At 42.3% G+C, this 26,774-nt stretch carries 26 protein-coding genes and 1 CRISPR repeat array; of the genes, 12 read left to right on the top strand and 14 right to left on the bottom strand.

Going from position 1 to position 26,774, the window contains the following annotated elements; all coding sequences use genetic code 11:
• Positions 1-8: 8 nt before the first annotated feature.
• Positions 9-734: a phosphoadenosine phosphosulfate reductase gene (gene cysH, locus V7L31_RS24960; protein WP_334698757.1), complete on the bottom strand. Its 726-nt coding sequence runs from the start codon at positions 732-734 to the stop codon at positions 9-11.
• Positions 735-1,446: 712 nt separating this feature from the next.
• Positions 1,447-3,036 (bottom strand): DHA2 family efflux MFS transporter permease subunit, encoded by a 1,590-nt coding sequence (locus V7L31_RS24955; protein WP_334698756.1) that lies wholly within the window; start codon positions 3,034-3,036, stop codon positions 1,447-1,449.
• 298 nt (positions 3,037-3,334) lie between these two features.
• Here V7L31_RS24955 and V7L31_RS24950 point away from each other — a divergent pair, with 298 nt between their 5' ends.
• The gene (locus tag V7L31_RS24950; protein ID WP_334698755.1) at positions 3,335-3,931 is read left to right on the top strand and encodes a TetR/AcrR family transcriptional regulator; all 597 of its coding nucleotides are present in this window, start codon (positions 3,335-3,337) and stop codon (positions 3,929-3,931) included.
• 96 nt (positions 3,932-4,027) lie between these two features.
• Here the strand turns inward: V7L31_RS24950 and patD are convergent, their stop codons facing one another.
• On the bottom strand, positions 4,028-4,381 hold the full coding sequence (gene patD, locus V7L31_RS24945; RefSeq protein ID WP_334698754.1) for a heterocyst frequency control protein PatD: 354 nt from the start codon (positions 4,379-4,381) through the stop codon (positions 4,028-4,030).
• 297 nt (positions 4,382-4,678) lie between these two features.
• Between patD and V7L31_RS24940 the strand changes: the two genes are divergently transcribed.
• Together V7L31_RS24940 and V7L31_RS24935 are read left to right on the top strand one after the other, a co-directional pair.
• Complete coding sequence (locus V7L31_RS24940; protein WP_334698753.1) at positions 4,679-6,946, top strand: RelA/SpoT family protein; 2,268 nt, start codon at positions 4,679-4,681, stop codon at positions 6,944-6,946.
• A 328-nt stretch (positions 6,947-7,274) separates the two neighbouring features.
• Entirely contained in the window at positions 7,275-8,072 is a 798-nt protein-coding gene (locus V7L31_RS24935; protein ID WP_334698752.1) for a hypothetical protein, read from the top strand.
• 75 nt (positions 8,073-8,147) lie between these two features.
• Here V7L31_RS24935 and V7L31_RS24930 read toward each other — a convergent pair whose 3' ends face one another.
• Positions 8,148-8,702 (bottom strand): acireductone dioxygenase, encoded by a 555-nt coding sequence (locus V7L31_RS24930; RefSeq protein ID WP_334698751.1) that lies wholly within the window; start codon positions 8,700-8,702, stop codon positions 8,148-8,150.
• Between the two features lie 399 nt (positions 8,703-9,101).
• On the opposite strand from V7L31_RS24930, the gene V7L31_RS24925 reads away from it, so the two are divergent.
• Complete coding sequence (locus V7L31_RS24925) at positions 9,102-10,547, top strand: deoxyribodipyrimidine photo-lyase, 8-HDF type (protein WP_334698750.1); 1,446 nt, start codon at positions 9,102-9,104, stop codon at positions 10,545-10,547.
• A gap of 197 nt (positions 10,548-10,744) precedes the next feature.
• Here V7L31_RS24925 and V7L31_RS24920 read toward each other — a convergent pair whose 3' ends face one another.
• The 5 genes from V7L31_RS24920 to V7L31_RS24900 all read right to left on the bottom strand — a co-directional run bounded on the left by V7L31_RS24920 (position 10,745) and on the right by V7L31_RS24900 (position 14,066).
• On the bottom strand, positions 10,745-11,743 hold the full coding sequence (locus V7L31_RS24920) for a hypothetical protein (protein ID WP_334698749.1): 999 nt from the start codon (positions 11,741-11,743) through the stop codon (positions 10,745-10,747).
• Positions 11,744-12,073: 330 nt separating this feature from the next.
• Positions 12,074-12,472: an MFS transporter gene (locus tag V7L31_RS24915; RefSeq protein ID WP_334698748.1), complete on the bottom strand. Its 399-nt coding sequence runs from the start codon at positions 12,470-12,472 to the stop codon at positions 12,074-12,076.
• A complete protein-coding gene (locus V7L31_RS24910) occupies positions 12,447-12,746 on the bottom strand; it encodes an MFS transporter (protein ID WP_334698747.1) in 300 nt (99 codons plus the stop codon). The genes V7L31_RS24915 and V7L31_RS24910 overlap by 26 nt, the downstream gene beginning before the upstream one ends.
• A 100-nt stretch (positions 12,747-12,846) precedes the next feature.
• Positions 12,847-13,020 carry a hypothetical protein gene (locus V7L31_RS24905; protein ID WP_334698746.1) on the bottom strand — a complete coding sequence of 58 codons (174 nt, stop codon included), beginning with the start codon at positions 13,018-13,020 and terminating at the stop codon, positions 12,847-12,849.
• 251 nt (positions 13,021-13,271) lie between these two features.
• Positions 13,272-14,066 (bottom strand): hypothetical protein, encoded by a 795-nt coding sequence (locus V7L31_RS24900; RefSeq protein ID WP_334698745.1) that lies wholly within the window; start codon positions 14,064-14,066, stop codon positions 13,272-13,274.
• Between the two features lie 879 nt (positions 14,067-14,945).
• Between V7L31_RS24900 and V7L31_RS24895 the strand changes: the two genes are divergently transcribed.
• Positions 14,946-15,191 carry a hypothetical protein gene (locus tag V7L31_RS24895; protein WP_334698744.1) on the top strand — a complete coding sequence of 82 codons (246 nt, stop codon included), beginning with the start codon at positions 14,946-14,948 and terminating at the stop codon, positions 15,189-15,191.
• The gene (locus V7L31_RS24890; protein WP_334698743.1) at positions 15,172-15,453 is read left to right on the top strand and encodes a hypothetical protein; all 282 of its coding nucleotides are present in this window, start codon (positions 15,172-15,174) and stop codon (positions 15,451-15,453) included. The genes V7L31_RS24895 and V7L31_RS24890 overlap by 20 nt, the downstream gene beginning before the upstream one ends.
• A gap of 245 nt (positions 15,454-15,698) precedes the next feature.
• On the opposite strand, the gene V7L31_RS24885 is transcribed toward V7L31_RS24890, so the two are convergent.
• The 3 genes from V7L31_RS24885 to V7L31_RS24875 form a co-directional block, all read right to left on the bottom strand.
• Positions 15,699-16,928, bottom strand: a complete 1,230-nt coding sequence (locus tag V7L31_RS24885; RefSeq protein ID WP_334698742.1) for a glycosyltransferase family 4 protein — start codon at positions 16,926-16,928, stop codon at positions 15,699-15,701.
• 396 nt (positions 16,929-17,324) lie between these two features.
• Positions 17,325-17,957 (bottom strand): response regulator transcription factor, encoded by a 633-nt coding sequence (locus V7L31_RS24880; RefSeq protein WP_334698741.1) that lies wholly within the window; start codon positions 17,955-17,957, stop codon positions 17,325-17,327.
• Positions 17,954-18,790 carry a S1C family serine protease gene (locus V7L31_RS24875; RefSeq protein WP_334698740.1) on the bottom strand — a complete coding sequence of 279 codons (837 nt, stop codon included), beginning with the start codon at positions 18,788-18,790 and terminating at the stop codon, positions 17,954-17,956. The genes V7L31_RS24880 and V7L31_RS24875 overlap by 4 nt, the downstream gene beginning before the upstream one ends.
• Positions 18,791-18,846: 56 nt before the next feature.
• On the opposite strand from V7L31_RS24875, the gene V7L31_RS24870 reads away from it, so the two are divergent.
• Positions 18,847-19,107 carry a hypothetical protein gene (locus tag V7L31_RS24870; RefSeq protein ID WP_334698739.1) on the top strand — a complete coding sequence of 87 codons (261 nt, stop codon included), beginning with the start codon at positions 18,847-18,849 and terminating at the stop codon, positions 19,105-19,107.
• Positions 19,108-19,225: 118 nt separating this feature from the next.
• Here V7L31_RS24870 and V7L31_RS24865 read toward each other — a convergent pair whose 3' ends face one another.
• A complete protein-coding gene (locus V7L31_RS24865; RefSeq protein ID WP_334698738.1) occupies positions 19,226-20,137 on the bottom strand; it encodes a S1C family serine protease in 912 nt (303 codons plus the stop codon).
• 568 nt (positions 20,138-20,705) lie between these two features.
• Between V7L31_RS24865 and V7L31_RS24860 the strand changes: the two genes are divergently transcribed.
• Together V7L31_RS24860 and V7L31_RS24855 are read left to right on the top strand one after the other, a co-directional pair.
• On the top strand, positions 20,706-20,915 hold the full coding sequence (locus V7L31_RS24860; RefSeq protein WP_334698737.1) for a hypothetical protein: 210 nt from the start codon (positions 20,706-20,708) through the stop codon (positions 20,913-20,915).
• Positions 20,916-21,221: 306 nt separating this feature from the next.
• Positions 21,222-21,770, top strand: a complete 549-nt coding sequence (locus tag V7L31_RS24855; protein WP_334698736.1) for a DUF4126 domain-containing protein — start codon at positions 21,222-21,224, stop codon at positions 21,768-21,770.
• 246 nt (positions 21,771-22,016) lie between these two features.
• On the opposite strand, the gene hemH is transcribed toward V7L31_RS24855, so the two are convergent.
• On the bottom strand, positions 22,017-23,183 hold the full coding sequence (hemH, locus tag V7L31_RS24850) for a ferrochelatase (protein ID WP_334698735.1): 1,167 nt from the start codon (positions 23,181-23,183) through the stop codon (positions 22,017-22,019).
• A 93-nt stretch (positions 23,184-23,276) separates the two neighbouring features.
• Here hemH and V7L31_RS24845 point away from each other — a divergent pair, with 93 nt between their 5' ends.
• The 3 genes from V7L31_RS24845 (at position 23,277) to V7L31_RS24835 (ending at position 26,725) form a co-directional block, all read left to right on the top strand.
• Complete coding sequence (locus V7L31_RS24845; RefSeq protein ID WP_334698734.1) at positions 23,277-23,900, top strand: class I SAM-dependent methyltransferase; 624 nt, start codon at positions 23,277-23,279, stop codon at positions 23,898-23,900.
• Between the two features lie 96 nt (positions 23,901-23,996).
• Positions 23,997-24,518, top strand: coding sequence for a DUF29 family protein (locus V7L31_RS24840; RefSeq protein WP_334698733.1), 522 nt, complete (start codon positions 23,997-23,999; stop codon positions 24,516-24,518).
• Between the two features lie 3 nt (positions 24,519-24,521).
• A CRISPR array of direct repeats spans positions 24,522-25,429; the repeat unit is 37 nt; unit sequence GTTTCAATCCCTAATAGGGATTTTGATGAATTGCAAT.
• A 465-nt stretch (positions 25,430-25,894) separates the two neighbouring features.
• Positions 25,895-26,725, top strand: a complete 831-nt coding sequence (locus V7L31_RS24835; protein WP_334698849.1) for a dienelactone hydrolase family protein — start codon at positions 25,895-25,897, stop codon at positions 26,723-26,725.
• Positions 26,726-26,774 lie beyond the last annotated feature (49 nt).

The raw sequence follows: 26,774 nt of genomic DNA, 5'->3' as shown, positions 1-26,774 counted from the left end.
ACCAATGACTAAATATGAATTCCACATTCTGTTTTATCACTTCCCCGCCAGCGTCCAGCGCGTTCGTCTTCACCTTCGCCGACTTTGGTAGTGATGGGTTGGTCACCGATGCTGGGATAACCTTGGTCGTGGAGGGGATTGTAGATGACTCCGTGTTCAGCCACGTAAAGCCAGCTTTCTTTGCGTGTCCAGGTAGCGATAGGATTTACTTTCAGCTTGCCTTTACCATCAAATTCAAATATGGGCATATTTGCACGGGTTACTGCTTGGTCACGGCGGCGTCCGGTAATCCAAGCGACGCTATTGAGTTCGTCTAGACCCCGTAGCAGTGGTTCAATTTTTGTAATGTGGTGGAATTTGGCAATATCCTTGTCCCAGAGTTTGTCGCCGTACTTGGCTTCAAAGGCTTCACGAGTGTCTACATCTGGAGTTTTGAAAGTTTGCAAATCGAGGTCGTAGATTTGTATAGCTTTAGCAACTAATTCTAGGCTTTCAGGAAAGTGGTGCAAGGTGTCAAGAAAAATTACAGGAACGGGATGCTTCAGTTCACTGTAAAGAATATGGGTAATTATCATGTCATCCACGTTAAAGGCGCTTGTTTGCACCAGTCCCGTTGGGATATTTTCTATAGACCATGCCAGTATTTCTTTAGGAGTGGCAGTTTCAAATTGCTCATTTAATTTTTCTAAGTCAAAAGCGATCGCTTGGTTTCTAGATGCCGTGGAGACTGTCATGATAATCTTCTATTCAAATATTTTTACCTTGATTAAGATCGATCTTACCCCATTAAGACGCGTATTCCGCTCGGAGATAAGGTAATTATTTTGTGTGGAAATTACTACATTTTGAGAATGGGGATTGGGGATTGGGGACAAAGCAAGAAAGAAGATTTTCCCCTCCGCCTCTTTCTCAATCCTCAACGTCAAGTAAAAATTATTACATAAGTATAAATGAAATATTTATTAAGAAAGGTTAAAGTAATTTAAGTTTTACAAGACTTTTATAGATATTTATACTGATTTTGATATGGTTAAGGAACTATTAATAAAAGGGATTTTACTTAAATGAACAACGCAAAATTTAGCAATCCATTAGGCCAGTCTATAATTATGGGTGCTTTAATGATATTAACCAGCGTTGGGGTTATTACAATCATGAACTTTTTCTAAGATTAAGATTTCTCATTTTAGTAATAAGACTTCACATAGTCCCACTCAGTTTTGAGCGGGACTTTTACTTTTTTCATCCAGATCAATCCGTATGTGTTAACTTTCTGGTGTGACTTTCAGCGTTTTTACGCAGTTTTGCCATCAAAGAATTTCCAATCGGGATGCGATCGCTATTTCCTTTACCTAAGTACAACATTTCATTAATTCATAGCGAATTAACTTTGCCAAAACTCTGTGTTCCTCTGCGTTGAAAAAAGTTACGAATGTAAAGTTGTACTTAGTGACCGACTGGCGCTTTCACTCCTGCACCGCCTTTACCCAGGAATAATAATAGAGGTAATGAGCAAAGAAATCCTATGCCTACGACTCGAAAGCAATCTGCGTAAGACAAAACAGCAGCTTGAGTATCTACTGTTTGACTTAATAAAGCGAGTGCTTGTTGTTGAGCTGTTGCCGCATCTATGCCTTGACCTTGAAGTGCCCCATTGAGCAAGTCAAGACGTTGACTGGTTTCTGGGTCATAAGGGCTAAGTTTTGATAATAGGATATCTCGATGAAAAGACTGTCTGCGGTCAAGCAGAGTAGTAAGTAGGGCAATACCAATACTGCCACCTAGTTGTCGAGTCAGGTTGTAGAAACCAGAACCAGCAGAAATATCTTTTTTGGGCAGGGGGCCTAAAACTGCCAAACTCAAAGGCAGAAACATAAATACAGTAAAAGCTCCGCGCCATACCAATGGCCAAAATAAATCGTCTGTCCCGCTTTGTGGGGTAATTGCTGCCAATTGAAACATGACTCCAGATGAGCCGACAGCACCGATCGCAATTAAAAATCGGGCATCAACGATACTAGTCAGTTTACCTAATAAAACCATCCCGATCGCAGACGCTAAAGCCCCAGGTGCTAACAATAATCCTGTTTGTGTTGCCGTAAATTGCAGTACGCTTTGAGCAAATATCGGCACAGCAAAAAGTGCGCCATAAAGCCCCATACCCACCACTGCTGAGAGAACGCTTCCCGCAGCTAAAGAACGGTGACGTAAAACTCTCAAATCCACAGCCGGGTGATCTGTTTTCAGTTCTCGCCAAATAAACAACCCCAAGCCGATAATACCGAGAATAGTCAGAGAGACGATGAAACTAGAGGAAAACCAGTCGTCTGTTTCCCCTTCTTCTAATACAGTTTGTATGCTACCCACAGCCACGATTAAAAACCCAATTCCCCACCAATCAACAGCTTGGTTTTGGGTATCGCTCTTATCTTTATTCTTTGGCAAAAAGGCCAAAGACATCAGGACTGCAACGATCCCAAAGGGAATGTTAACAAAGAAAATCCAGCGCCAGCCTAAACCATCTACTAAAAATCCTCCTAAGGTTGGGCCAATCGCCGGGCCAGCAATTACACCCACGCCAAAAACGGCTTGGGCCAAACCTTGTTCAGCTGGGGGAAAAGTCTCGAATAAAATCGCCTGGGCTTTCGCTAGCAATCCGCCACCGCACAAACCCTGGAGAATTCGAGCCGCGATCAACATCGGTAGATTGAAGGACAGCCCACATAAAATAGAGGAAATCGTAAAACCAATCAGCGAGAAGATAAAGTAGGTTTTACGCCCAAAGTAATCTCCCAACCATGCAGATAAGGGAATTAAGACGACGTTAGCGATCGCATATCCGCTAACTACCCAACCCACTTCACTAACTGTTGCACCCAAAGTTGCTTGGATATCAGTCAGAGCTACGTTGACAATACTAGTATCAATTACTTCTAGGATTGCACCAAGGGAAGCCGTAAATGCGATCGCCCACTTCAATGGCCCGTGGACATAACCAAATTGGTCAATACTAGAACCTTTAATGTTGGTAGCCATTATTTAGCACAAATAATATCTGGGAGATGTCAAACCATGCCTTGGTTAGCCTACGCTGATACCAAAGCTAAAATTAAATTTTGTATACATACGCTACGGTAGCGTATCATATAAAAATGGTCAAGGGAGTTCTTCCTGAAAAGTGGCAGAAATACCTATGCTAAAGATGGATGGTCCTTGCAGCTGTTTTCGTGCATGAGAATTGGGTTACCCTGCTTATTTGTTTCCCAGAAGCTATGTTCTATGCCCAACAGTGGAGTAAATGACCAAAAAGATATTGCTTGGGGATGGTATTTTTATGAGTAAGCAAATTAACAGCGCCTCTGGACGCCCACGCAGTATCCACGCTGACCAAGCGATTCTGCAAGCAACTTTGGATTTGCTTGCAGAGGTAGGGTATGAAAGTATGAGTATAGAAGCGATCGCTTCTCGTGCTGGAGTTGGTAAAACGACCATCTATCGGCGTTACACTTCCAAAGAAGAACTAGTTGCAGACGCGATCGAAAGTCTCAGAGATGATGTAGCGATCCCCGATACTGGCAGCTTTTGGGGAGACATGGATATCTTGATTAATAATGCCGCTAAAAAAATAGATAGTCCCCTGGGTCGTCAGACACTTGCGCTGATTATTAGTACAGCGTCTAGCAATCCTCAATTTGCCGAGGTTTATTGGACAAAATATACAAAACTCCGACGTGAAGCCTTGTCTAAAGTACTTGAGCGTGCCAAGTCTAGAGCCGAAATTCACAAGGATGCAGATGTAGAGTTAATTATTGACCTTTTAAGTGGGTCACTGTACTATGCACTTATTTTTAAACCCATCACCGAACCAGTAGAAGCGTATATGCGCCGCACCATGAATCTTCTTATAAAGGGAGTAGGGAAAGAATTTTAAATCTCAATCCCCAATCCCATCTTGTTAGCAAAATAACTTTCCATCATAGGTCAGAAATGAGATGATGGAGAAATTAGAGAAAAAGGTGAACAATTGTTATTTTTCTCCTTCCGCTTCTGGTTGCAGAATGGCATCACAGTATTGAATGAGGGTTGTCAAGCGATCGCTAATCGTCTGAAGTCTCGTTTGTGCAGTCGATGCTTGCCGCGCTCCTTGGAAAAACATCACATCTATTGCCAACAAGCGCAATTGCTTGCTCATCTCCGTTTGATAAGACTGCACTCGCCAGTTTTCATCAGCCAAAGGCACAATCTGTTGCCCGAAAAATTGCTGCAACGTGGCTACACGCTGCCGCAGTTCGGGCGCAACGATTTGGGTATTTGTGGCATCAGAGCGTAATTGCTCTAGCAAGGTTACGAATGCTAGATATTTCTCACGGTTTAAAGACATCCAGTGCTAGTTAAGATAGTATTAATGTCAAGTAATTTTTCTTCTACAATAAACTTTCTTAAAGACTTATCACCATTAAAAGCCTCAAATCATGGTTTGAGGCTTTGTTTGCCATCAATGGTTATTCTTTTTTTAACAATCCATGAAACTCAAACTGGATGACTACCATAAGCAATTGGAAAATCATCCTGACACTGCTTTTTCTAACCTTCTCTGGGTCACAGCATCTTCTTAGGGCGATGCTGCCAGTTTTATTTATTTTTCACTTATCTACCGATTCACTCTAAACCCTATTTTATGAGCAGTCTAGCTATTAATTCATCAGTTGATCTAGCCATTCCGGAATGGTTAAAAAAATGTTTGAAGGAGTCATCGACAAGTAGCGGCACAGATGAAGATGACCGAAGGCATAGTGATGCAGTATTAATTGGTCGCGCCTTTGAATTTGCTTACCAACTGCATCAAGGTCAATACCGCAAATCGGGAGAACCATATATCGCTCATCCCATTGCTGTAGCTGACTTGCTGCGTGACTTGGGGGGTAGTGCTGCTATGATAGCAGCTGGATTTCTCCATGATGTTGTCGAAGATACAGAAGTCACAAGTCAAGAGATAGAAGAACGCTTTGGCCCAGAAGTGCGGCAATTGGTGGAAGGTGTCACCAAGCTTTCTAAGATTAATTTCACCAGCAAAACCGAAAGCCAAGCCGAAAACTTCCGGCGGATGTTTTTGGCAATGGCGCAAGATATTCGGGTAATTGTGGTGAAATTGGCAGATCGTTTGCATAATATGCGAACTTTACAATATATGTCAGAGTCTAGCCGCCGCCGCAGTGCCCAAGAAACACGAGATATTTTCGCACCTTTAGCCAATCGCTTGGGGATCTGGCGCATAAAATGGGAACTGGAAGATTTGGCTTTTAAGTATTTGGAACCGGAAGCCTTTCGCCAAATGCAGGAGTATGTCTCCGAAAAACGGACGGCGCGAGAAGAGAAATTAGCCAAAGCTACAGACATTTTGCGAGAACGTTTGCAGCAAACCGGAATCGTCTTTCAGGATATTAGCGGTCGTCCCAAGCACCTTTATAGCATTTACCAAAAAATGCACCGCCAGCAAAAGGAATTTCATGAAATTTACGATTTGGCGGCGCTGCGAATTATTGTTCAAACTAATCAAGATTGCTATCGGGCGTTGGCGGTGGTTCATGATGCTTTTCGCCCAATTCCTGGGAGATTTAAGGACTACATTGGGCTACCAAAGCCTAACCGCTACCAGTCATTACACACTGGGGTAATTGGATTAACTGGCCGTCCTTTAGAGGTGCAAATTCGGACAATCGAAATGCATCACATCGCCGAGTACGGGATTGCCGCCCATTGGAAATACAAGGAAACAGGTGGTTCTAGTATTAGCCATTTGACAGGCACAGATGACAAGTTTACTTGGCTGCGGCAACTGCTGGAATGGCAAACCGATCTCAAAGATGCACAAGAATATCTTGATAGCGTCAAAGACAATCTATTTGAAGATGATGTCTATGTCTTCACCCCTAAGGGGGATGTTGTTCCTTTAAGTCCTGGTGCTACAACTGTAGATTTTGCTTATCGCATTCATACAGAAGTGGGAAACCACTGTTCAGGGGCGCGGGTAAATGGGCGAATGGTTCCACTGTCAACGCGGCTGCAAAATGGCGACATTGTAGAGGTTCTCACCCAAAAGAACTGTCATCCGAGTTTGGATTGGTTGAACTTTGCCAGGACTTCAGCCGCGAAATATCGGATTAAACAATGGTACAAGCGATCGCGCCGAGAAGAAAATATTGCCCGTGGACGGGAGTTGTTAGAAAAGGAACTTGGTAAAACTGGTTTTGATAGTTTACTGAAGTCGGATGCGATGCAAATTGTTGCTGAAAAGTGTAACTACCATAGCGTGGACGATTTACTAGCTGGTTTAGGTTACGGAGAAATTACCTTGAACCTAGTGCTAAATCGTTGGCGAGAAGTGGCGAAAGGACAACAACCAGTTGCCACTGTGTCGCCATTTATCCCCAAAGAACCAAGTTCAAAAGCTTTGCGAGATGCGCCTCCAAGTACTTCTCGCTCCACTGATTCGCCAATTGTTGGAGTGGAAGGGTTAATGTATTATTTAGCTGGGTGTTGTACCCCGATTCCTGGCGAACCGATTATTGGTGTGGTGACGCGAGGTAGGGGGATTTCAATTCATCGCCAAGGCTGCAATAATCTGGAGTGTGTGGAGTATGAACGCCTAGTACCAGTTAGATGGAACCCAGCCGCCGAAAATAGTGGTCGTCCGCACACTTACCCAGTGGATGTACAAATTGAAGCCCTGGATCGTGTAGGGGTACTAAAGGATATTTTGTCACGGTTAAGCGACCAAGGAATCAACGTCCGCCATGCCCAGGTGAAAACCTCTATTGGTCAACCTGCATTGATGGACTTAGGTATAGATATACGCGATCGCTCTCAACTAGAGCAAGTGTTCGTCCAAATTAAGAAAATGAGCGACATTTTGAATATCCGCCGCGTTGGTCAAATTGACGAGTAGATGTGCCAATTGGTAGGGTGCGTTAACGGAGTTTAACGCACCAATTTAGGAGTAGAACCGCAGAGGGCACAGAGGAAGAGAGAAGGGAATAAATGCACCGTGTTATTGCTTAGATAAGTGTATTTTATTTGATAATTTAAAATCAACGACACTATTTTTTTGCCTTGGTTACTAATCAAATAATCTGGTACTGACGGCTTATCTATGCCGTCTTTAGCCCTGGCGGGCGAAAAAAATTAAAATATTCTCGCCTTAAAACATCTATCCCTTTATGGGTAGAGTATTCTGTATTCTGACTCTTGTTTTATCGTGAGTTCACAGTCAGGGGATGAAACACCTAAAATCGCGTTCTCAAGACCTGCGGAGTTTATTTGAGAACAATATTACCATTGAATACGTGGCAGAACCCCTAAAAGCTATGCCAGCTGATGCAGAGGTAAAAGAAGTGCTGCATTGGATGCAGGCACAAAATTTTGATGTTATCGGTGTTGAGACGGGAGATATTATTAGCGGTTATGTAGAACGCTCTAGTTTGATTCCAGGCAAAGAAGGTAAATGTAGCGACTATCAACGGGTGTTTCATCCTAAAGAACTAATTGCTATTTCTACCCCATTAATAAAGTTGCTACCCATTTTGCAACAAACTCCACGATTGTTTGTTTTGGATTGCAATCAGGTAAGTGGTATTGTTACCTGTGGTGACTTGCAAAAAGCACCTGTGCGAATGCTACTGTTTGGCTTGGTAACGCTGCTAGAAATGAATTTGCTGCGCCTGGTGCGGATTTACTATCCTCAAGATTCTTGGCAAAAAGTCCTTAAACCTGAGCGCTTAGAAGTTGCTCAACGGCTATGGCGAGAGAGCCAAGAAAGAAACGAAGCCACCGATTTGTTAGATTATTTGCAATTTTGTGACAAGCGAGAGTTGATTTTAAATCAACCAGAACTTCTCCAGCAACTAGGACTAAAATCAAAACGGTTTGGTGAACGCTTCCTGAAGTCTGCTGAACAGTTGCGAAACCGATTAGCTCACGCCCAAAATTTAGTTAGTGGTTCTTCTTGGACAGAGTTGATTTCTCTAGCAGAAGCGATGGAAAAACTGTTAATTCACTGTGAGGAAGTTGAGTGAATTTTTCAGCCTTACAATATATTGTCTGCTGCTGTGGAGAAATCTAACAATGCTGCGCTATGATAAAATTCAGCTTTAATGTGGCTTGTTGAGTGAATCACTCACTTGAGTACCTGTATAATTAGGAACCCAAGCTTCGGCGATCGCAAAATAGCGTATCCCTTTGAAATTCAAAGATGCAGTCGGGCTACACCAATGCTCAACGCCTGCGGGGATGTAGAGATAATCTTGTGCCTGAATTAAAAGCTGTACTTGGCTACCATCAGGTCGCACAAAGCCATAGATCATTTCTCCTGACAACATGTAGAGAGGTTCAGCGGCAGGATGAGTATGGTAACGCCCGTAGGTTGCTATCAGGTGGTGAAGATTGAAAGAACCTGGATGCACATTTAGCAAGTCACACCAGATACCGCCATTTTCTTGCTGAATAAATTCAAAGACGCTGTTATGGAGTTCTACACAATAGCGTTTCTCAGCCTCAGTTAAAACGTCTTGGTCTAGCAGATCGGGGAAGAGTAGCGATGTTCCTGGGTCGTAGTGTCTAAGTTCAATACCAAGAGATCCAAGCTCACGAGCTATTTCGCCTAAGTCGCTCTCAATCGTACCGTCGTCAAGTAGTAGGTTAGCCATGACAAAAAGACTAATTAACTGTTAAGAAGAGTATACCCAATTTTTATTTAAAAAGCCACTATTCCCGACTGAGAAACCGGGGATTTAGGATTGGGGATTGGGGAGTAGGGAGTAGGAAGTAGACATCTAAAGAATTGGCGTAGGGACTAATACCCTGCGCGAAGCCGCTTTGCGTCTACATGAATTGTCCCTACAAAGGGTTTCAGGTAATGCATATTTAATTTTCAAAGATGTCTAGTGAGAACTAGGAAATAGGGATTAGAGAAGAGTTTTCTAATACCCAATACTCAATACCCAGTCCCCAATCCCCAATCCCCATTAAAAAATTTATCCCCAGAATGATCCTCATTGGTACCACTAGCATCTAAGCTAGTACGGGTGAACTATATGCAGCATGGAATGTCTGACTTAATTCTGTTTTGGCATCGGCGCGATTTACGCATTTCTGACAATACGGGACTGGCTGCGGCAAAACGGCAGAGTCCGAAGGTGGTGGGCGTGTTTTGCCTCGATCCGAATATTCTGGAACGGGATGATGTTGCTCCTGTGAGAGTAACTTATATGATTGGCTGTTTGCAAAAACTCCAAGAACGATATGCTGAAGCTGGTAGCCAGTTGTTAATACTCCGAGGCGATCCTGTACAAGCGATACCAGCTTTAGCAGAGGCAATAAATGCCAAAGCTGTTTTTTGGAATTGGGATGTAGAACCTTATTCACAAGAACGCGATCGCACCATTATAAATGCCCTCAAAGAAAAAGGCATTGAGTTTCTTAACCAAAACTGGGATCAAATCCTCAACTCTCCAGATGAGATCCGCACGGGTGGTAACAGTCCTTACACAGTTTATACTCCCTTCTGGAAAAATTGGATTACTAAGCCAAAGGCTCAACCAGCAGAAACACTACAAAATGTTGAGGGGTTAACGGAAGCTGAACAGAAAATTGCCAAACTTGGAGGAGCGATCGCATTACCTTCAGCAAAAGATTTAGGGTTTATTTGGGATGAACAATTGATTATTTCACCGGGAGAGGTGGCGGCGCAAGAACGGCTGGAGGAATTTACTAATAAAGCGATTACTGAATACCAAGAGCAGCGAAATTTCCCCGCAGTTGACGGTACATCACAACTGAGTGCAGCTTTGAAATTTGGGGTAATTGGCATTCGCACCATTTGGCAAGCCACTATAGAAGCACTGGAAAATAGCCGCAGTGAAGAAACAGCAGTTAATATCCGCACATGGCAACAAGAATTAGCTTGGCGGGAATTTTATCAACACGCAATGTATAACTTTCCCGAATTAGCTGATGGTGCTTTCCGCGACACCTTTAAAAACTTTCCCTGGGAAACTAACGAAGCACATTTCCAAGCTTGGTGTGAGGGTAGAACAGGCTACCCCATTGTGGACGCAGCAATGCGCCAGTTAAATGAAAGCGGCTGGATGCACAACCGTTGTCGGATGATTGTCGCCAGTTTTCTCACCAAAGACTTGCTAATTAATCCCCAATTGGGAGAAAAATATTTTATGCAGAAGTTGATTGACGGAGATTTGTCTGCTAATAATGGTGGCTGGCAATGGAGTGCTTCTAGTGGTATGGACCCTAAACCTGTGCGAATTTTCAACCCAGCCAGTCAAACACAAAAATTTGATCCAGATGGTGAATATATTCGGCAATGGGTATCAGAATTGCGGTCTGTAGATACAGAATATTTAGTTACTGGTAAAATTCCACCTTTAGAACGTCATGCTGTTGGCTATCCCGATCCAATTGTGGATCATAAAATACAACAACAGCAGTTTAAACAGCGTTATCAACAGCAAAAAGTTCTTAGTAATGGCGAGTAAAATTGTGATTTTTTGAATGGTTGTTTAGGGTTTATATTATGATATGCAGCATTTTGCAACTATATGAGTGATGTACACCCCTCCCCGTGAGTTCAGGGAGGGTGTGCGATCGCGCAGGTGGTATCCAGTAAACTTTTACAAAAGATCCTTAACTTCAGATGCAACAAGCAATGGGATGCCAGTAGCGCCGCAGCAGTTCACGTCTTGACAGGGAAACGAGAAATTGTCCATAACATGAGCAGGAAGATTAAGTAAATTGCGCCAACCAGCCCAAACTCAATCAGAGGAATATAGGTTACTTCATAAATTCTGCCTAAGCCGCGTTCAGTTAGTGCATAAACGGCCAGTACACTCACTAAAAAGGCTCCATAGATAGTACGTTTAATCCAGATACCCACAGGTAGACCGTGAAGCTGAGTAAGTACCAGAATGCCAAGAAAACCAAAGAGAAATGTTGGCCACTTGCTTTGTCCTAGCATCAATGACACAACGACACTATGTAAAACCACTGTAATTTCTAAAGAGAATGTCCACCAACGGTTTACATGGCTGCGGTTAAAGATTAACGACGATTGGAGCAAAAGCAAGAACATATAGAGAAAACCGATTAAGTGCCCCAAAGTCGCTTCCATTGGATGATACCAGAAGGTGTAGATAGCGGCAAAGGAGAAAAAGTAGCCGTGGTATAGCTTGATAATTTGCAAAAATTGTTGATGGAATGGAACAGAATTGCCAAAAAATAAACCGCGTCGAGGCGTTTCCAAAATCAGTACGAACACCAGTAGGAGGACAACCGCACCTTGGGAAGCCCAAATGGAAGTATCTTGAGCTAGAGCATCGTACCAAATATAGGTCTGGAGAAAGTGTAAAGCGATGAATACACCATTCATGGCAAGCATAAGGTAATTAATCGGGTGCAAGGCTGATTTGTATTTCAATTGCGATGCCTGCGGCGGGCGTAGCCATCGCTGCGCCCATAAGATACACGCCCAGATGCTAAACTGATGCCCAAGGTACATACTCCAAGCCGTCGCTCGACTCCAAAAAGTGGGGTTTGGAAGCTTCCAGTAGTACCAGTTTAATCCTTGGTCAGGAAGTTTAATGATGCTTGCAGGAATACTCCCACCTAACCAAATTGCATAGGTGAGGAGGATGCTTACAAAGATGCCTAAAAACAATACTCGGCGACCTATCATAGTAATTCGTAATTCGTAATTCTTACAGCTATTTTCAGGTAAATAGACCACGCGGTAGGGGCACAGCATTGCTCATTGGTATCAACTTAACGCGAAACGGGCGGTTAGAAACCGCGTCTACACAACCAAAACTCACCTCCGTGGGTTTCAAACTCTTAATTTGACTTTAGTCCGCGGAGGCGGACTTTGCCTGTGTAGCCGCGTTCATGCAGTGTGCCGCAGGCAATTCCATTCGCCGGGGCTTAAGTTGACACCAATGAGCATTGCTGTGCCCTTACGACAGACGTGGTTCAAATACATGAAAACTGCTGTAAATTAAGACCTAGATTTTTAGGCGACACGTTCTGTGTTTGGTTCAGATACGCTTTTAGTCACTCGCAAACTAAGAGTCAAAGCTACCAGCATTAGTAAAAATCCACTCAAAAAAGGAGCAGAACTCCCAAGTTTCATAAAACTAACCCCTGCCCACATTGGGCCCCCAATGCGTGCTAACGCAGAGCAAGAACTAGCAATTCCTAATATTTGTCCTTGATCTTCTGGGGCTGTTATCTGGGAAATCAGGCTGTTTAATATTGGTTGACTAACACTAATTCCCCATGCCACAAGTGTGGAGGCGACTAGTAATAAAGTTAAGCTTTGTGAGAATCCAATTAAGAGTAATCCTGAACCTAACCCTAATATCCCCAAGATAATTAACTTGATTTCACCAAATCCATAATGAATTGGCAAAGGCTAATCCTGCGTATGCAATTACAGAACCGCATAAAGTCAGTAATAGAATTGGACGACGACCGTAGCGATCGCTAAATTTGCCCCATAATGGCGCAAATAAAAATTGCATTAAAGAATAAATAGCTACAAGTAAAGTTGCTTCATTAGGTTTTGCGCCGAATTGTTCAGCATACAAAGGTAGGATCGGTAGGATAATTCCGAAGCCGAGCAAGTCTATAAATACAGTCAAGAATAAGACGAATATAGCCCTGCCATTATTTTTACTCTCCATCTGTGCAATTCTCTTTTATAAAAAATATGTATAGCTCGGATTAATTTTATGGACATCCGGGAATGCTCGATCATAAAAATTCATTGAATGCAACCAGTAATCACCTTAAGCAAAAGGCGTTAATCTGAGTGTGGTTGAGCAAGATAGCGTGGAATAAACCCATGATAAAAATCAAGCCAATGATACTACTAATAAAAGCAACTATTAACTCGTGCTTTCGGATAGCTTTTTGGATCTTGGCATCTATAATGTTTTCTAATTCTTTGTATAACATGGAGTTGAATCGGGCTAAATACAAGAATTATATGGAATTTACCTACTAAAGTAAGTGAGCGTGAATAATTAGAGGTTTATAGTCAGCAGATCAAGTTATCTTTTCAGAGCTATAATCTATGACTACAATCAATTTAATTAATATTACTTCACGTAATATATGTTGATTTTTTCTTACCCACTTACATGAGTTTGAGTATGTCCAAAACCTCTAGCTTATTAAATAAAAGCTATTTCCATACCCTGAAAGTGTCAAGTGCGTTGGCGTAATTTAAAAGCGATACCTGAAATACCAAAAGCTAATATTGCCAGGGTATAAGTTGATTCGGGAACTGCAAGAATGCTTACCTGATTAATGGCCAAGCCATATTGTGGAGCAGAACTGCTAAAAACGAGTCGTGAGATGTTTGCAGTGTCACTACGAATCCCCAAAAACACTGCCGAATTATCTAATGCTAGGGACGAAACATTTGAAACTGAGAAACTACCCAATAGGTTGTTGGCGCTATCAAAAGCGCTGATAAAATCTTCAATTTGCAACTTACTAGTGTCTACAGCTATCTGAGTACCAGCACCAAAAACAGGTTGGGCAAAACTAATGCTAAATGGGCCGCCGTTCCCCTTAGTACCAGGATCGGGAGTACCAGGAGGAAGAGGTATAAAACCTGTTGGATCTATGCCTCCAAAGAGAATAAAATCTCCTTGAGCAAAGTTACTCCGAATGCCAGGGGAAGGTAAAGTTTGAAAGACAAATGGTGGAGTAACCGCAGGATTATTAGTTGAAGCTATATTTATATCCAAACTTAAACCATTTTGGGATGTTGTCGAGAAAGAGTTAGGTAAAAAAACAGAAAAATCAGGAGCTATGGGATTGAAGACTTTACCTAAACTCGCCCAATCAACTTCATCATTAGCTCCTAAAGCAGCGCGTTCAGTTACTAAAAATGTAGCTGCTTTAACTGGTAATGGAATAACCGTTACTATAGCTGTAATTACTGGTAAATATTTGATAGACAACTTGAATAATTGATTGATCGTAAATGCCACTAGTCTTACTCCTTAATTTTTTAGAAGATATCATCAAAATGCAATAATTCAACACCCTGCATGAGGCAATGCATTGGTATGGTTGAGAGAGTTGTACTCCTTCGGGGAAGCAAGCTACGTGCAGCGTCTCCCTTTCTCCCAAAGGTAGACGCTAGTACAAGAAGGCAAAAGTAAAAAGGCAAAAGTAATTAGAAGTACTAACAATAATTGACATGATATAGGACTCATATCTGATTTTTGAACAAGATTTCAGAGAAAACCCTTATAAAATAGGCTTTTCAGCCTCAGTATGTTTTCATAAATCAAATCGGAGTCCTATATATACCTGTATAGGTTTGCATATCAAATCTATTTGCTCTTTGTAATACTTGCATAGTACAAGGAGCGAAACTATGAATTTTTGATGAAGTCTAATTAAAGATAATTAATGTTTTAGCATTTACACGCTGTAAAAATTAACCATAATGTGTATTACGATGCCTACTCATTTTAGGTACTTCGTCTAACCCTGATTTACTTCGCATATTTGCGTAGGCATAGCCCGTCCTAGACATGGCTGAAATATCCCAATTGCGTGTATTACTTATGTAGGATGTGTAAGCCCTAGCACTTTTATATATCTCGTGAGAGAAAAATACGTCAGGATTCAGGTTTCTCAAAAATGCGTTCTTGTGTCAGAAAATATGCGAACGGCGATGTCTCCGACGGGCTACGCCTACGCACCTAAATCAAAATTGCCGAGTTTTCATAATTTCTGATACATCACCGCAAATGCGCTGATATTTTAATTTCCCTTCTTCATAAATTCCGCAAAAACACCGTTACGCTATTCGTACTTGTGATCAAAACTTAGAGCATCCAGTTTATTAGGGCGTGTTTATGACCAACCCTGTAAAGACGGTTATCCAAGTCAATCTGGAGATGGCTCTAGAAGTAGCTCAAGAATTGGAGCAAGCTCCATACACTCAACTCAGTACCTATTGTTTGGAAATTTTACGAGAGATCGGATGTCCTGGTACTGAACTCCCTGTTAACTTACAAACTCGCGATCAGCAGCTAAATTTTATCACAGGCTTCGCATCTTATGCTTTTGGGGAGGTACAAAGTGTACAGAGCATTAATTGATGATATATTTTCTGATTCAGAAGGGGTAGAAGAAACTACTTTTCCAGCCACAGACGAAGATTTACTAATTTTAACAGAAAAATTTTTAGGGTTTGAAATTCCCTCAAAGGTTTTCTTACAAGCTATAGCCATTGCTGATTACGACTGTGCAGCTGCTTTTCGCTACGTTGATAATTATTTGACTACCCTCAAGCATAAAAATCAGCGCAAGCAGAAGAAATTACTTGTGTTAGGGTGTTCGACTAGGTTTGACAATAATTGACGTGCTGATTCAAAAGCTAACTAAAAACCAATACGATTTAGATCAGATAATTTGCACTACCGATGTAGAGACGTTGCAATGCAACGTCTCTCCACATATTTATCCTATTCTGACAAGAAAGAACAATTAGAATTTATCTATTGAGAAATAAGATCCCCAACTTCTTTGAGAATTCGGGGATCTGTAGGTTGAAATTACGAATTACGTTAGCGTAGCGATAGCGAGTCTGCGAGGGTCATTACGAATTACGGATTACGATTACTTTTCCCAAGACAAACTTGTTCATAGCTTTTACCTGCAATATCCCAAGTGAATTCTGTTTCTACTAGTTGTCTGCCGTTGTGAGACAATTCTGAACGCAGATGTGGACGATCGAATAGTTGACTAATAGCGGTGACGTATTCTGCTGGTTTATTTGCTCGTAATGCCCTGAGTGGATGATTAGCACCATCTACAGCTAACCCTTCTAAGCCGCGATCGCTCGCTACTACAGGTATGCCGGCTGCCATTGCTTCTAAAGTTTTATTTTTAATACCAAACCCAGTCCGCATCGATACAACGCAGATAGTGGCTTGGTGTAAATATTCTGCCATCGAAGGTACACGCCCAAGCACATTAATTCCTGGTTTTTGAGCGAGTGCTAAAACTTCTGGAACTGGATGAGAACCAACAATATCGAAAGTTGTATTAGGATACAATTTTTGGATTTCTGGCAAAACTTCGTTGCTGAAAAAACAGACAGCATCAATATTTGCTAAATTATCCATTGCACCGATAAAAATTAAGCGATGTCCTCCGGGATCGGTGGTACGGTTGGGGAAAGCAACTAAATCTACGCCATTGGGAATAACTGTAATTTCACTATTGGGGTTAAATTCTTGTAGCTGAATTTTATCTTCTTCAGTTGTTGCCACAATTGCCGAAAATTTAGCGCAGTAGCTTTGCTCATAACGCCGCAAAAGTGGCAGATTAATTTTATCTCTGAGAGAATTTTCGGAAATTCCCGTTGCTAGCTGGTTGCGACAGGTAGCGTAAACAGAACTATGAACATTAACTATGGTTTTTAGCTGTTTCTGAAAATGCGGTTGGATATAAATTTCATTGACGCTATGTTCGCAGGTAATTACATCACATTTTCCCGCTTCCACACAGTTATGAATCCATGTTTGCATCTCAACTGAGTAGCGATTAAGTACGCTTGGCGGTGTTCCCTGTTGTAAAAATCTGCCAAATCGCTGAATTTTCTGGAATATTCCGGCGGTTTGAGAATCTGGCGGGCGTTCAAAAATAGCTAAATGATCGACACAATCGCGTAATCCGGTGATTTCTGCGTCTGCAACATCGCTCTCGCGTTGAGTTGCGAGGGTGATAGTATGGCGTTGACTGAGATACTTAAGTAAATTAAATGTCCTAACTTGGGTTCCCCCGCGTGTTGGTGGGTAGGGAAAGGTGGAAGATAGCATTAAAATGTTCATACAAGTGATGAATCAAATCTGATACATACACCATGACCTGATTGAAGGCTGTATGTCATCATTTGATATTGAATAGACCTCTCTTCTTTTAGGCTACGGTGTACACACATCTCTCTGGAAAACCAAAATCATCGTAGATCCTCCTAAATCCTCCTTAAAAAGGAGTACTTTGAGAGCTTTTAGCCCCCCTTTTTAAGGGGAGTTGGGGGGATCAAAAGCCTGTGTGGCAACTCTAGAAGACTTGTGTGTACACAGTAGCCTAAAAGGAGAAAGGCAAAGGCTTTGAGGCTACCCCCCTTTCCTTGCAGGGAAGGGGCTGGGGGTTAGGTCTTTTTTTATAGTCTACTCAACTGAAAATCGCTGTATGCAATGAGGTATATTCCATCCAATCGATAATCACAGCATAATCAAACCCAATCTGACACCTACAGCAACAGCCTCGGTGCGGCTGGAGACACTGAGCTTTTGAAAAATAGATGAGAGATGAAATTTGACGGTATGCTCAGAAATATGTAGGCTTTTAGCGATCGCTTTATTTCCCAACCCAGATCCAAGCATCCCTAAAACCTCTATCTCTCGTGGTGTCAAGCTTTGTACGGGATTCGTTACCACTTTTTCTCGGATAGACAGCAATTCTACAGCATCCGGGTGCAGCACTAGCAAACCAAAAGCGATCGCCTCTACAGCCGCGATAATTTCTGACTCTGTGCTGGTACTGGGTAATATTCCCCGGATACCAGAATGTAATGCCGTTTCTAAGTCGATGCTGTCGAGTTCCTCAACAATGACGATTATTCCTAATGGATATTGCTGTTCTTGAATAACCAGCAATTTTTCCCACACCGATTGTTGCAGATTACCACTCAAATCTACCAGCACTACATCTGGTTGTAATTGCTCAACTTCCCTTGTCAATACATCCAAATCAGATGCACTCCCCACAACCGTCAGCCGAGGATTGGTTGTCACCACAGCTGATAACCCTGCCCGGACTACAGGGGAAGTAGCAACTACCATTACCCGAATCATGTCGCCTCCACAGCAGTTTTCCCAGCTTGTACTGCAACATAAATCACGAATTGCTGGCTACCGCGTAGGAGTTGTAGCGGCACAGATCCTTTACTTTCATGGAGATATTTACTTAAATCATTCATGGTAGTGAATAATCGCCCCGAAACTCCAATTAAAACATCGCCAATTTGCACACCAGCAGCTTCCGCCGCGCTATCAGGTAAAATTGACAACACCAATAAACCCAAGGTACGCCTACCTAAAAGCACAGGTTGTAGTGTAACTCCCAGTTGCGGACGACTATTTCCCTGTAAAAAACGCTCAACGGTGTTGCTAGGAACTGCCACAGCTAAACCATTAACAATCATGGTGTTAATTCCCACGACAAGGCCTTGACAATCGGCAAGTGGCCCCCCAGAGTTACCAGGATACAACTGCAAATCAGCCATAACTGCCCGTGGATTATTTGCATGGATAATTCCAGTTGTCACAGCACCACTTTCAGCAAAGGGATTACCCACTGCCAAAACTAATTCACCCACTCGTAGCGCCTCAGAATTACCAATGGTTGCAGCAGTTAAATTAGTGGCAACAATTTTCAGGGCTGCTAAATCTTGTTGTGGATCAAATTGGGTACGCACCGCATCGAATACCCTTCCATCTGCCAGTTCCACAGTTGCGCGGCTGCTAGTTGCCACATGGGCATTAGTGATAATCAGTCCATCGGGTTGCCAAATTACACCAGAACCGACTCCCAAAGAGCCACTTTTGACTTTGACAGTGCGATCGCGTAGTTTAGCAGCTACCTCTGTCAATTCAGCAGCGATGTTAGTTAATGCTGTGTTTGCCATGTTATGCAGTTTTTGAGCGTGTCAAAGTAAAATCAGTAAAACGTTCGAGCAAAAAGGTGCAAGTTCCGAGTTCAGAAGTGCAACGTTCGAGCAAAAAGGTGCAAGTTCCGAGTTCAGAAGCGCAACGTTCGAGCAAAAAGGTGCAAGTTCCGAGTTCAGAAGCGCAACGTTCGAGCAAAAAGGTGCAAGTTCCGAGTTCAGAAGTGCAACGTTCGAGCAAAAAGGTGCAAGTTCCGAGTTCAGAAGTGCAACGTTCGAGTAAAAAGGTGCAAGTTCCGAGTTCAGAGGTGCAACGTTCGAGCAAAAAGGTCGAATGAATCGGAAAATTTAGATAAATCTTGACAAAGCGAGTAGTCTGTCAATAAATAATTGATGGATAAATTACCTGTAGAGACGGCGATTTATTGCGTCTCTCAAACTCATCCCCAATTGGCATTATTCCTCTTTAGTAGGTCGTTCGCCAACTGCGATCGCTAACTCAACTAACACTCCACCCCTGACAAGTTGCACATTCACAGCTTTACCAATGCGATCGCTACTATTAAGCAACGCCAACACATCACCTGTATCGCCAACAGTTACGCCATCGAATGTTACCAAAACATCGCCAAGCAGCACACCTGCATTGTCAGCAGGCCCCGCAGCCTCAACATTGACAACAATTACCCCAGTTGCCGAACTTAAATTGAGAGCAGTTTTTAGATTCTTTGGTAAACGTACAGGCTGCATTCCCACACCCAAGTAGCCCTTAGAAATGTGTCCTTTTGCCACTAATTGGTCAACCACGCGATCGATTGTAGCAGTGGGAATAGTCAGAGCAGTACCACGCCGCCCCGATGTATTCATACCTACCACAAAACCAGCCGCATCTACCAGCGGCCCGCCTGCAAAACCAGAGTAAAGAGTGATGTCTGGGCGAATGAATTGGTCAATATTCCCGCCATTCATACTCCGCCAAGCACCGCTAACCACGCTGACTGCACCCATCGCCGCCCTTAAGTCACCTTCGCTACCTCTTGCCAGCCCAAGAATCAGATGACCAACTTTCAGCGTTTTGGCATCACCAACTTTTGCCACAGGTATTTCTGCATTTTCTAGTTTAAAAACAGCTATATCAGTGCTAGAGTCATGACCAACGAGTGTTACTGGTGCAGTACTACCATTTGATAACGTAATGGTGATGTTGTCATAGCGCTGGAGAGACTCATCAGAGGTAACAATAATGCCATTACGCCAGTGAATGCCACTTTGAGAAAGACGTGTACCCCCATTTACGGCAACTACAGCACTTCCAGCTTCTTCTACGGTGTCAGCTAAACTGTTGGATAAAGCCAGTAATGAAGACATAAGATTTTTATACCAATGTTCTTAGATGTTCATATCGTGCCGTTTTCTCAACACAGATGGCATCGGAAAAATGGGGAGAATTCATCCTAGAAAAATGGCTAGGGCAAAAGTCAAAAGATAGACCCGATAAATAAATTCAGGGGATTTAATAAGGATTTATGGCAGTCTTAAATCAATAAGATCCCCGACTTCTTTGAGGGGATCTGAGTCTCTCGATTTTCACAACTCATCCCATTTCACTTTAATAATGATACAAATATGCTGGAAAGGGCATGGCATTGCCCATTGGTGTCAACTTCAGCTGGAAATAGCTTAACTGTTGGCTTCCATGCCCGCCCGGAAATAAATTTCTTTGGCTAATAGCTTAAGTCTATTGAAGTAGACTGGAGATTTTTGGCGATATTTAGTCATCTTCAGATGATTTTAAGTAAGTCGGTGAGAAAAATTTAATGTATATGAAGAAATATAAATTAGCTGTAGGGTGTGTTAGAGACCTCCACAAAAAGAAATGCCCAATTGTCATTGCCGTTCGCCCCTGGCGTTCCCAAAGGGTATGGAGCGAAGCGAAATGAAGCAACCGCAAAATCTTGGGATTGCTTTGCTACACTCCGTTTCGCTCGCAATGACAGCTTTTGGATCAATCATTCTGTGGAGTTCTCTTATGCCTTATGGCAACGCACCTGAGATTGTTGATGGTGCGTTGCGCTTTGCGACAACACACCCTACATTAAAATTCCTTAACATCGCTGGAAATATTAGCACCGACTTACTTAGCTAGTATACGGGAATTTCAATTCCCGGCGGACAAGCGGTTTCGCGTTCAGTTGACACCAATGAGCAATGCTGTGCCCTTACGACAGATGTGGTTCAACTACATGAAAACTGCTGTAAATTGGATATTTTTTTATTTGTCAGTCTCTTACCCCAAAAATACGCAGATATTATCAAACAAGATATATAAAGATACCAACAACATTTAGTATTACATTCCTGAAGAGTGTCCCTCTAATGCTGGGATTATTGTTTACACTGGGTAGTATATACAACAAATACTTACTTATTTATTAGTATTAAGAGTGCTTTGATGATTGAAATCCTAGCCACACTTTCTGCCTCTGCGGCAGCAGGAATGAGAATAGGCATACCTTTGCTGATTATTGGACTATTGCAAGGTAGTGACTTGTGGTCACAAGTTCCAATTTTATCTCACATTTCTCCACCAATATTATTAGGTTGCCTCACCACTTGGTCATTGATTGAATTATTAGCCTCAAAAAAACTCTGGGGGCAAAGATTGTTACAGCTGGTTCAGTTATTCATGTCTCCCATCGTCGGCGCAATTATGGGGTTAGGAGTAGCTACCGCAACAGCAACGCCAAACTGGTTGATTGCCATCATTGGAGGTTTGTTAGCTTTGGTACTCCAGCTAGTCCAGGTTGGTTGGTTCTATCGGTTACGTGGCTTACCATTGTGGGCAGTCTTTCTTCAAGATACCTTGTGCATTGCCCTAGTACTATTTGCCTTTGATGCTCCCTGGCAAGGAGGAGTAATTGCTTTAATACTGCTTTGGTTTGCAGTTCGTAGTGCGAAGCAATGGTATGACTGGCGCAGGGGATTAGGGACTAGGTACTAGGGACTGGGGATTGGGGACTGGGGACTGGGGACTGGGGACTGGGCAATAGGTTCAGTTAAGGCAAGAGACGCGATGAATGGCCGTCTCTACAATAATCAGTCTAAGGGATTATATTATTCTTCCTTTACCTCTCCTACTTCTTTCTGCTTTTCCCTTCCACTTCTCCCTCTTCATATACCCAGTCCCCAATCCCCAATCCCCATTACCCCTTATCCCCAGAGGGGGCCCCACCTTACCCAGCCCCCTTTACTGCAAAATCCCAATCATGTGCAAGAAGCCGTGACCGGTAATTAGCTCGATGATTAAGGCAATAAAACCCAGCATTGCAATCCGACCATTCCATACTTCAGCGCTAGTTGTCAGTCCCCATTCCCAACGCTCTTGGGGGTACATCTTTACCATTTTTTTTATTTGGGCAGCTTGCGAAAGCTTGAAACTAGGGTTTCTCAGCGCATCAATCACTAACTGGGCTAGTGCATTAATAAATACTGGATGGGTATTGGGAGCCGGTACGCGGCGGAAGTTATGAATTCCTGCTTCTTCGGCTACTTCTCGATACTCAATATCAATTTCTTGTAGTGTCTCGATATGCTCTGAGACAAAACTGATTGGCACTACAACCAAATCTTTTACGCCTTGTGCGCCTAGTTCTTTGAGGGCATCTTCAGTATAAGGTTGGAGCCATTCTACTGGGCCGACACGACTTTGGTAAGCTAAGGTGTGAGCATTGGGTCGATTGAGAGTCTGTATAATCAGGGCACTACATTCTTCAATTTCCTGCTGGTAAGGGTCGCCTGCTTCTTCAACGTAGCTTTTCGGAACGCCGTGAGCGCTGAAGAATATATGAACCTCATTCGGGTTAGGAAACTGCTCAAGTTCTTGGGCTATTAGTTGCGCCATTGCTTGCAGGTAGCCTGGTTCTTTGTACCAAGAAGGAATGACGGTGTAATCAATGGGTTGAAGTTTTGGATCTTCTTGCCAAATCTTTTCTAAAAGCCGGAAGCTGGAACCACTGGTACTGATAGAAAACTGGGGATATAGTGGTAATATTACTAAGTGTTCTACATTATCTTGGGCAATCTGTGCGATCGCTTCTTCTGTATAGGGATGCCAATAACGCATTCCTACGTAAATATTGGCTTCTTGTCCCAAATAACCCAACTGTTCTTTTAAAGCTTCCCCTTGCGCTTCCGTAATCCGCCGCAGTGGAGAACCACCACCGATTTGCTTATAATTTGCTTGAGATGTTCTGGTTCGCCGCGTGGCAATAAACCAGGCTAGGGGCTTTTGCAACCAGCGAAATGGTAGGCGAATAATTTCCGGATCGGAAAATAGGTTGTACAAAAACGGCCCGACATCCTCTAGCTTGTCAGGGCCACCGAGATTGAGTAATAAGACGCCTACACGACCCATAGCAGTTACTTTCCCCCAATCTTTTCAGGTTTTTTACTAATGTTAACAATATATCTTTATTAAATATAAAGCTTAATAGCAAGGAAATATGCAATGGCAACAATTTTAAGAGATTGGAGTTACCGTTATCAGTGGTTGTATGATGGTATTTCGCGTTTAGCAGCCTTAAGTGTAGGTGGTGAAGCCCGTTTTCGGCAACTTGCTTTGCAAGGCTTAACAATTCACTCAGATACTCAGATTTTAGATTTGTGTTGTGGCAGTGGTCAAACGACGCAATTTTTGGCAAAAACTTCACAAAACGTAATAGGATTAGACGCTTCACCCAAGTCTTTGCAACGGGCGCGGCAAAATGTACCTGAAGCTTCTTATGTAGAAGCTTTTGCCCAAGAGATGCCATTTGCAGATAATCTATTTGATTTGGTGCATATCAGCGTTGCATTACATGAGATGCAGCCTCAGCAATTACAAAAAATTATTAATGAAGTTTATCGGGTGCTGAAACCTGGAGGAGTATTTACGCTGGTAGATTTTCACGCCCCGACAAATCCGATATTTTGGCCTGGGGTATCAATATTTTTGTTGTTATTTGAGACGGAAACAGCTTGGGAATTGTTGAAAACTGATTTAGCTGAGTTGTTAACTAAGACTGGCTTTGAAGTGGATAAGCTAACTTTATATGCAGGTGGTAGTTTGCAAGTGATACAAGCGAAGAAGTGAAGAATGCTACTTTATTAATGGCAGCTAATAAAACTCTGCTATTAATAAAGTAGAGGTGATTATTATATAGTACTTAAGCAGGTAGGCGGAGAAAAAATGACGCAGGAACTAATAGACCTCAAAAAGAGTATTTTGGAAGGACGTTATGCAGATGCCCTAGCAATTGTAGACGAATTAGAAGGCATGAGTAAACAAGCTATTCTGCGGAATATCCAGGCTTATTTAAGGATTCTGCTGATTCATTTGATTAAGAACCAAGTAGAACAACGATTAACTGGTTCATGGGCAAATTCTATTCGTAATTCAATCCGAGAAATTAAAAGTCTTAATATCAAAGATAACAAAAAATCTTACTATATTAATTTAGGTGAGTGGGAGAGTTTGATAGAAGAGGAAGTGATTGAAGATGCGATCGCTGATGCCAGCGATGAAGTAATGAATGGAGTATATAATCAATTCCAACTGTCTGAAATAGTGGATAGGAACCAACTTCTTCAGACTGCATTGAAGTTTTTGGCACTAACCTATTCCTATTCGGCTAAGGAGTTACCCGCAGTTTTAGCTGAAAATTTAACTCAGTTATCCGGTGGAGAGGATTGGAAAGCGGGTAGGCGGTAAAATGTTTCAATCCCTAATGGGGATTTTGATGAATTGCAATATTATAGTTTTATACTTACCTTTTAATCAAATTTAAGTTTCAATCCCTAATAGGGATTTTGATGAATTGCAATGCGAAGGCAGGAAACGCATTAAAAAGGGAATAAAGGTTTCAATCCCTAATAGGGATTTTGATGAATTGCAATTGAACTTCCAAAAACTAAATACGAATGGTCAATTTTTGTTTCAATCCCTAATAGGGATTTTGATGAATTGCAATTTAGAATCTGCTTTTCTGTCTCTTCTATTAAGGTTTAAGTTTCAATCCCTAATAGGGATTTTGATGAATTGCAATCTTTAATGGCTCTTTCTCTGCTTTAGAACTACCATTTACGTTTCAATCCCTAATAGGGATTTTGATGAATTGCAATTTCTTCAGTTAGCTTCTTAACTGAATCAACTGTAATAGTTTCAATCCCTAATAGGGATTTTGATGAATTGCAATTAAACTCTACAACTACTGATGGTAGTAATGAAGATTGGTTTCAATCCCTAATAGGGATTTTGATGAATTGCAATTTAGCGCCTTTGCTCGTTTCTACGACATCTTTAGTTTCAATCCCTAATAGGGATTTTGATGAATTGCAATTTTGGACGGTTTGGCGTTAGCAATCCTTACTGAGTGTTTCAATCCCTAATAGGGATTTTGATGAATTGCAATCTAGAAGATAGCGTAATTCCTGCTATTAAATCATGTTTCAATCCCTAATAGGGATTTTGATGAATTGCAATGAATTTGCTGGCAAGCCTTAATCCAGGTGAACCAGTTTCAATCCCTAATAGGGATTTTGATGAATTGCAATGGGTGCAAAGCGCGATTCGCAGTGCGACTGCTGTTTCAATCCCTAATAGGGATTTTGATGAATTGCAATGGCGGGAGCCTGAAAGCCAAGCTATATTTAGTTTTCAAGGTGCGGTTGCGCAAATATAGAACAATCATAGCATTAGAGAATTTTTTTGGGAAGAGTGTTGGGAAAGCTTGAAGGATGAAACCTATTTAATGTAAGCATTTCAGAGATTGCGCGGATGTAAATTGGGTATTGATGGGGTGAAATGCTTGCTGGGGTTGAGATAGAAGCACTTTTTTCAAACTCTGAAATTTGTACACCTACCCTTGCGCGCATATAAGGGAATTCAGCACAGTAAATTGTCTAGTGCTATGGCTTTGATTTGCCAATACATCCGACTTTTCCCTAACATACAGCTACAGCAAGCAAGGCTTAGACAGTAAAGGAAGCTAGTATTACGGTAAGCCGATTGATAAGTTGTAGTATTTATTTTATAGTACTGTACGTATAACAAGTAATAAAATTTTCGCTAATTATAAGGTAGAGATGATGCAAGAAGTAACTCGCCGCAAATTCATTGCAACAGCCACCCTAGCAACAGGTTTTGCCCTCGCAGTACAACCCATTTCTGCCCAAGTCATCACCACTGATGATAAGGGGTTAGTAGCTGGTGCGGTGAAAATTCCTGTCAAAGATGGCGAAATTCCTGCCTATAGAGCAGCACCGGCTACTGGTGAAAATTTCCCAATTGTTTTGGTAATCCAAGAAATATTTGGCGTACACGAGCATATTCAGGATATCACTCGTCGTTTTGCTCGGTTGGGGTATTTAGCGATCGCACCGGAATTATTTATCCGTCAAGGCGATGTCTCAAAGTTAAGCAGCATAGACGAAATTCGCCCAATTGTCGCTAAAGTACCAGATGCTCAGGTGTTATCCGATCTCGATGCCACAGTAGACTGGGCAAAGAAGTCAGCTAAGGGTAATGGCAAAAAGTTGGGAATTACAGGCTTTTGTTGGGGTGGTCGTATTACTTGGCTATATACAGCACACAATCCCAATGTTAAGGCAGGTGTGGCATGGTACGGGCGACTCGTAGGTGATGCGACTGAACTTCAGCCCCAGTATCCCATCGATATCGTATCGACGCTAAAAGCCCCCGTTCTCGGACTTTATGGTGGAAAGGATACGGGTATTCCTCTAGATACTGTAGAGCAGGTGCGCGATCGCTTAAAGTCTAGCAGCAGCAAATCTGAAATTATCGTCTATCCCGATGCACCCCACGCATTTTTTGCCGATTATCGCCCCTCCTACCGCGAGAAGGAAGCTAAGGATGGCTGGAAACGCCTCTTGGCATGGTTTAAGCAAAATGGTGTTTAAAAAACTTTGGTTTTAGTTAGGGGTCAATTCTTTATCCCCCAAAAATTCA

The sequence above is a fragment of the Nostoc sp. genome (genome assembly GCF_036916655.1).
In the GTDB taxonomy this organism is placed as follows: domain Bacteria; phylum Cyanobacteriota; class Cyanobacteriia; order Cyanobacteriales; family Nostocaceae; genus Nostoc.
The sequence above is the reverse complement of the archived record's forward strand: the minus strand, read 5'-3'. Positions and strand labels throughout refer to the sequence as shown.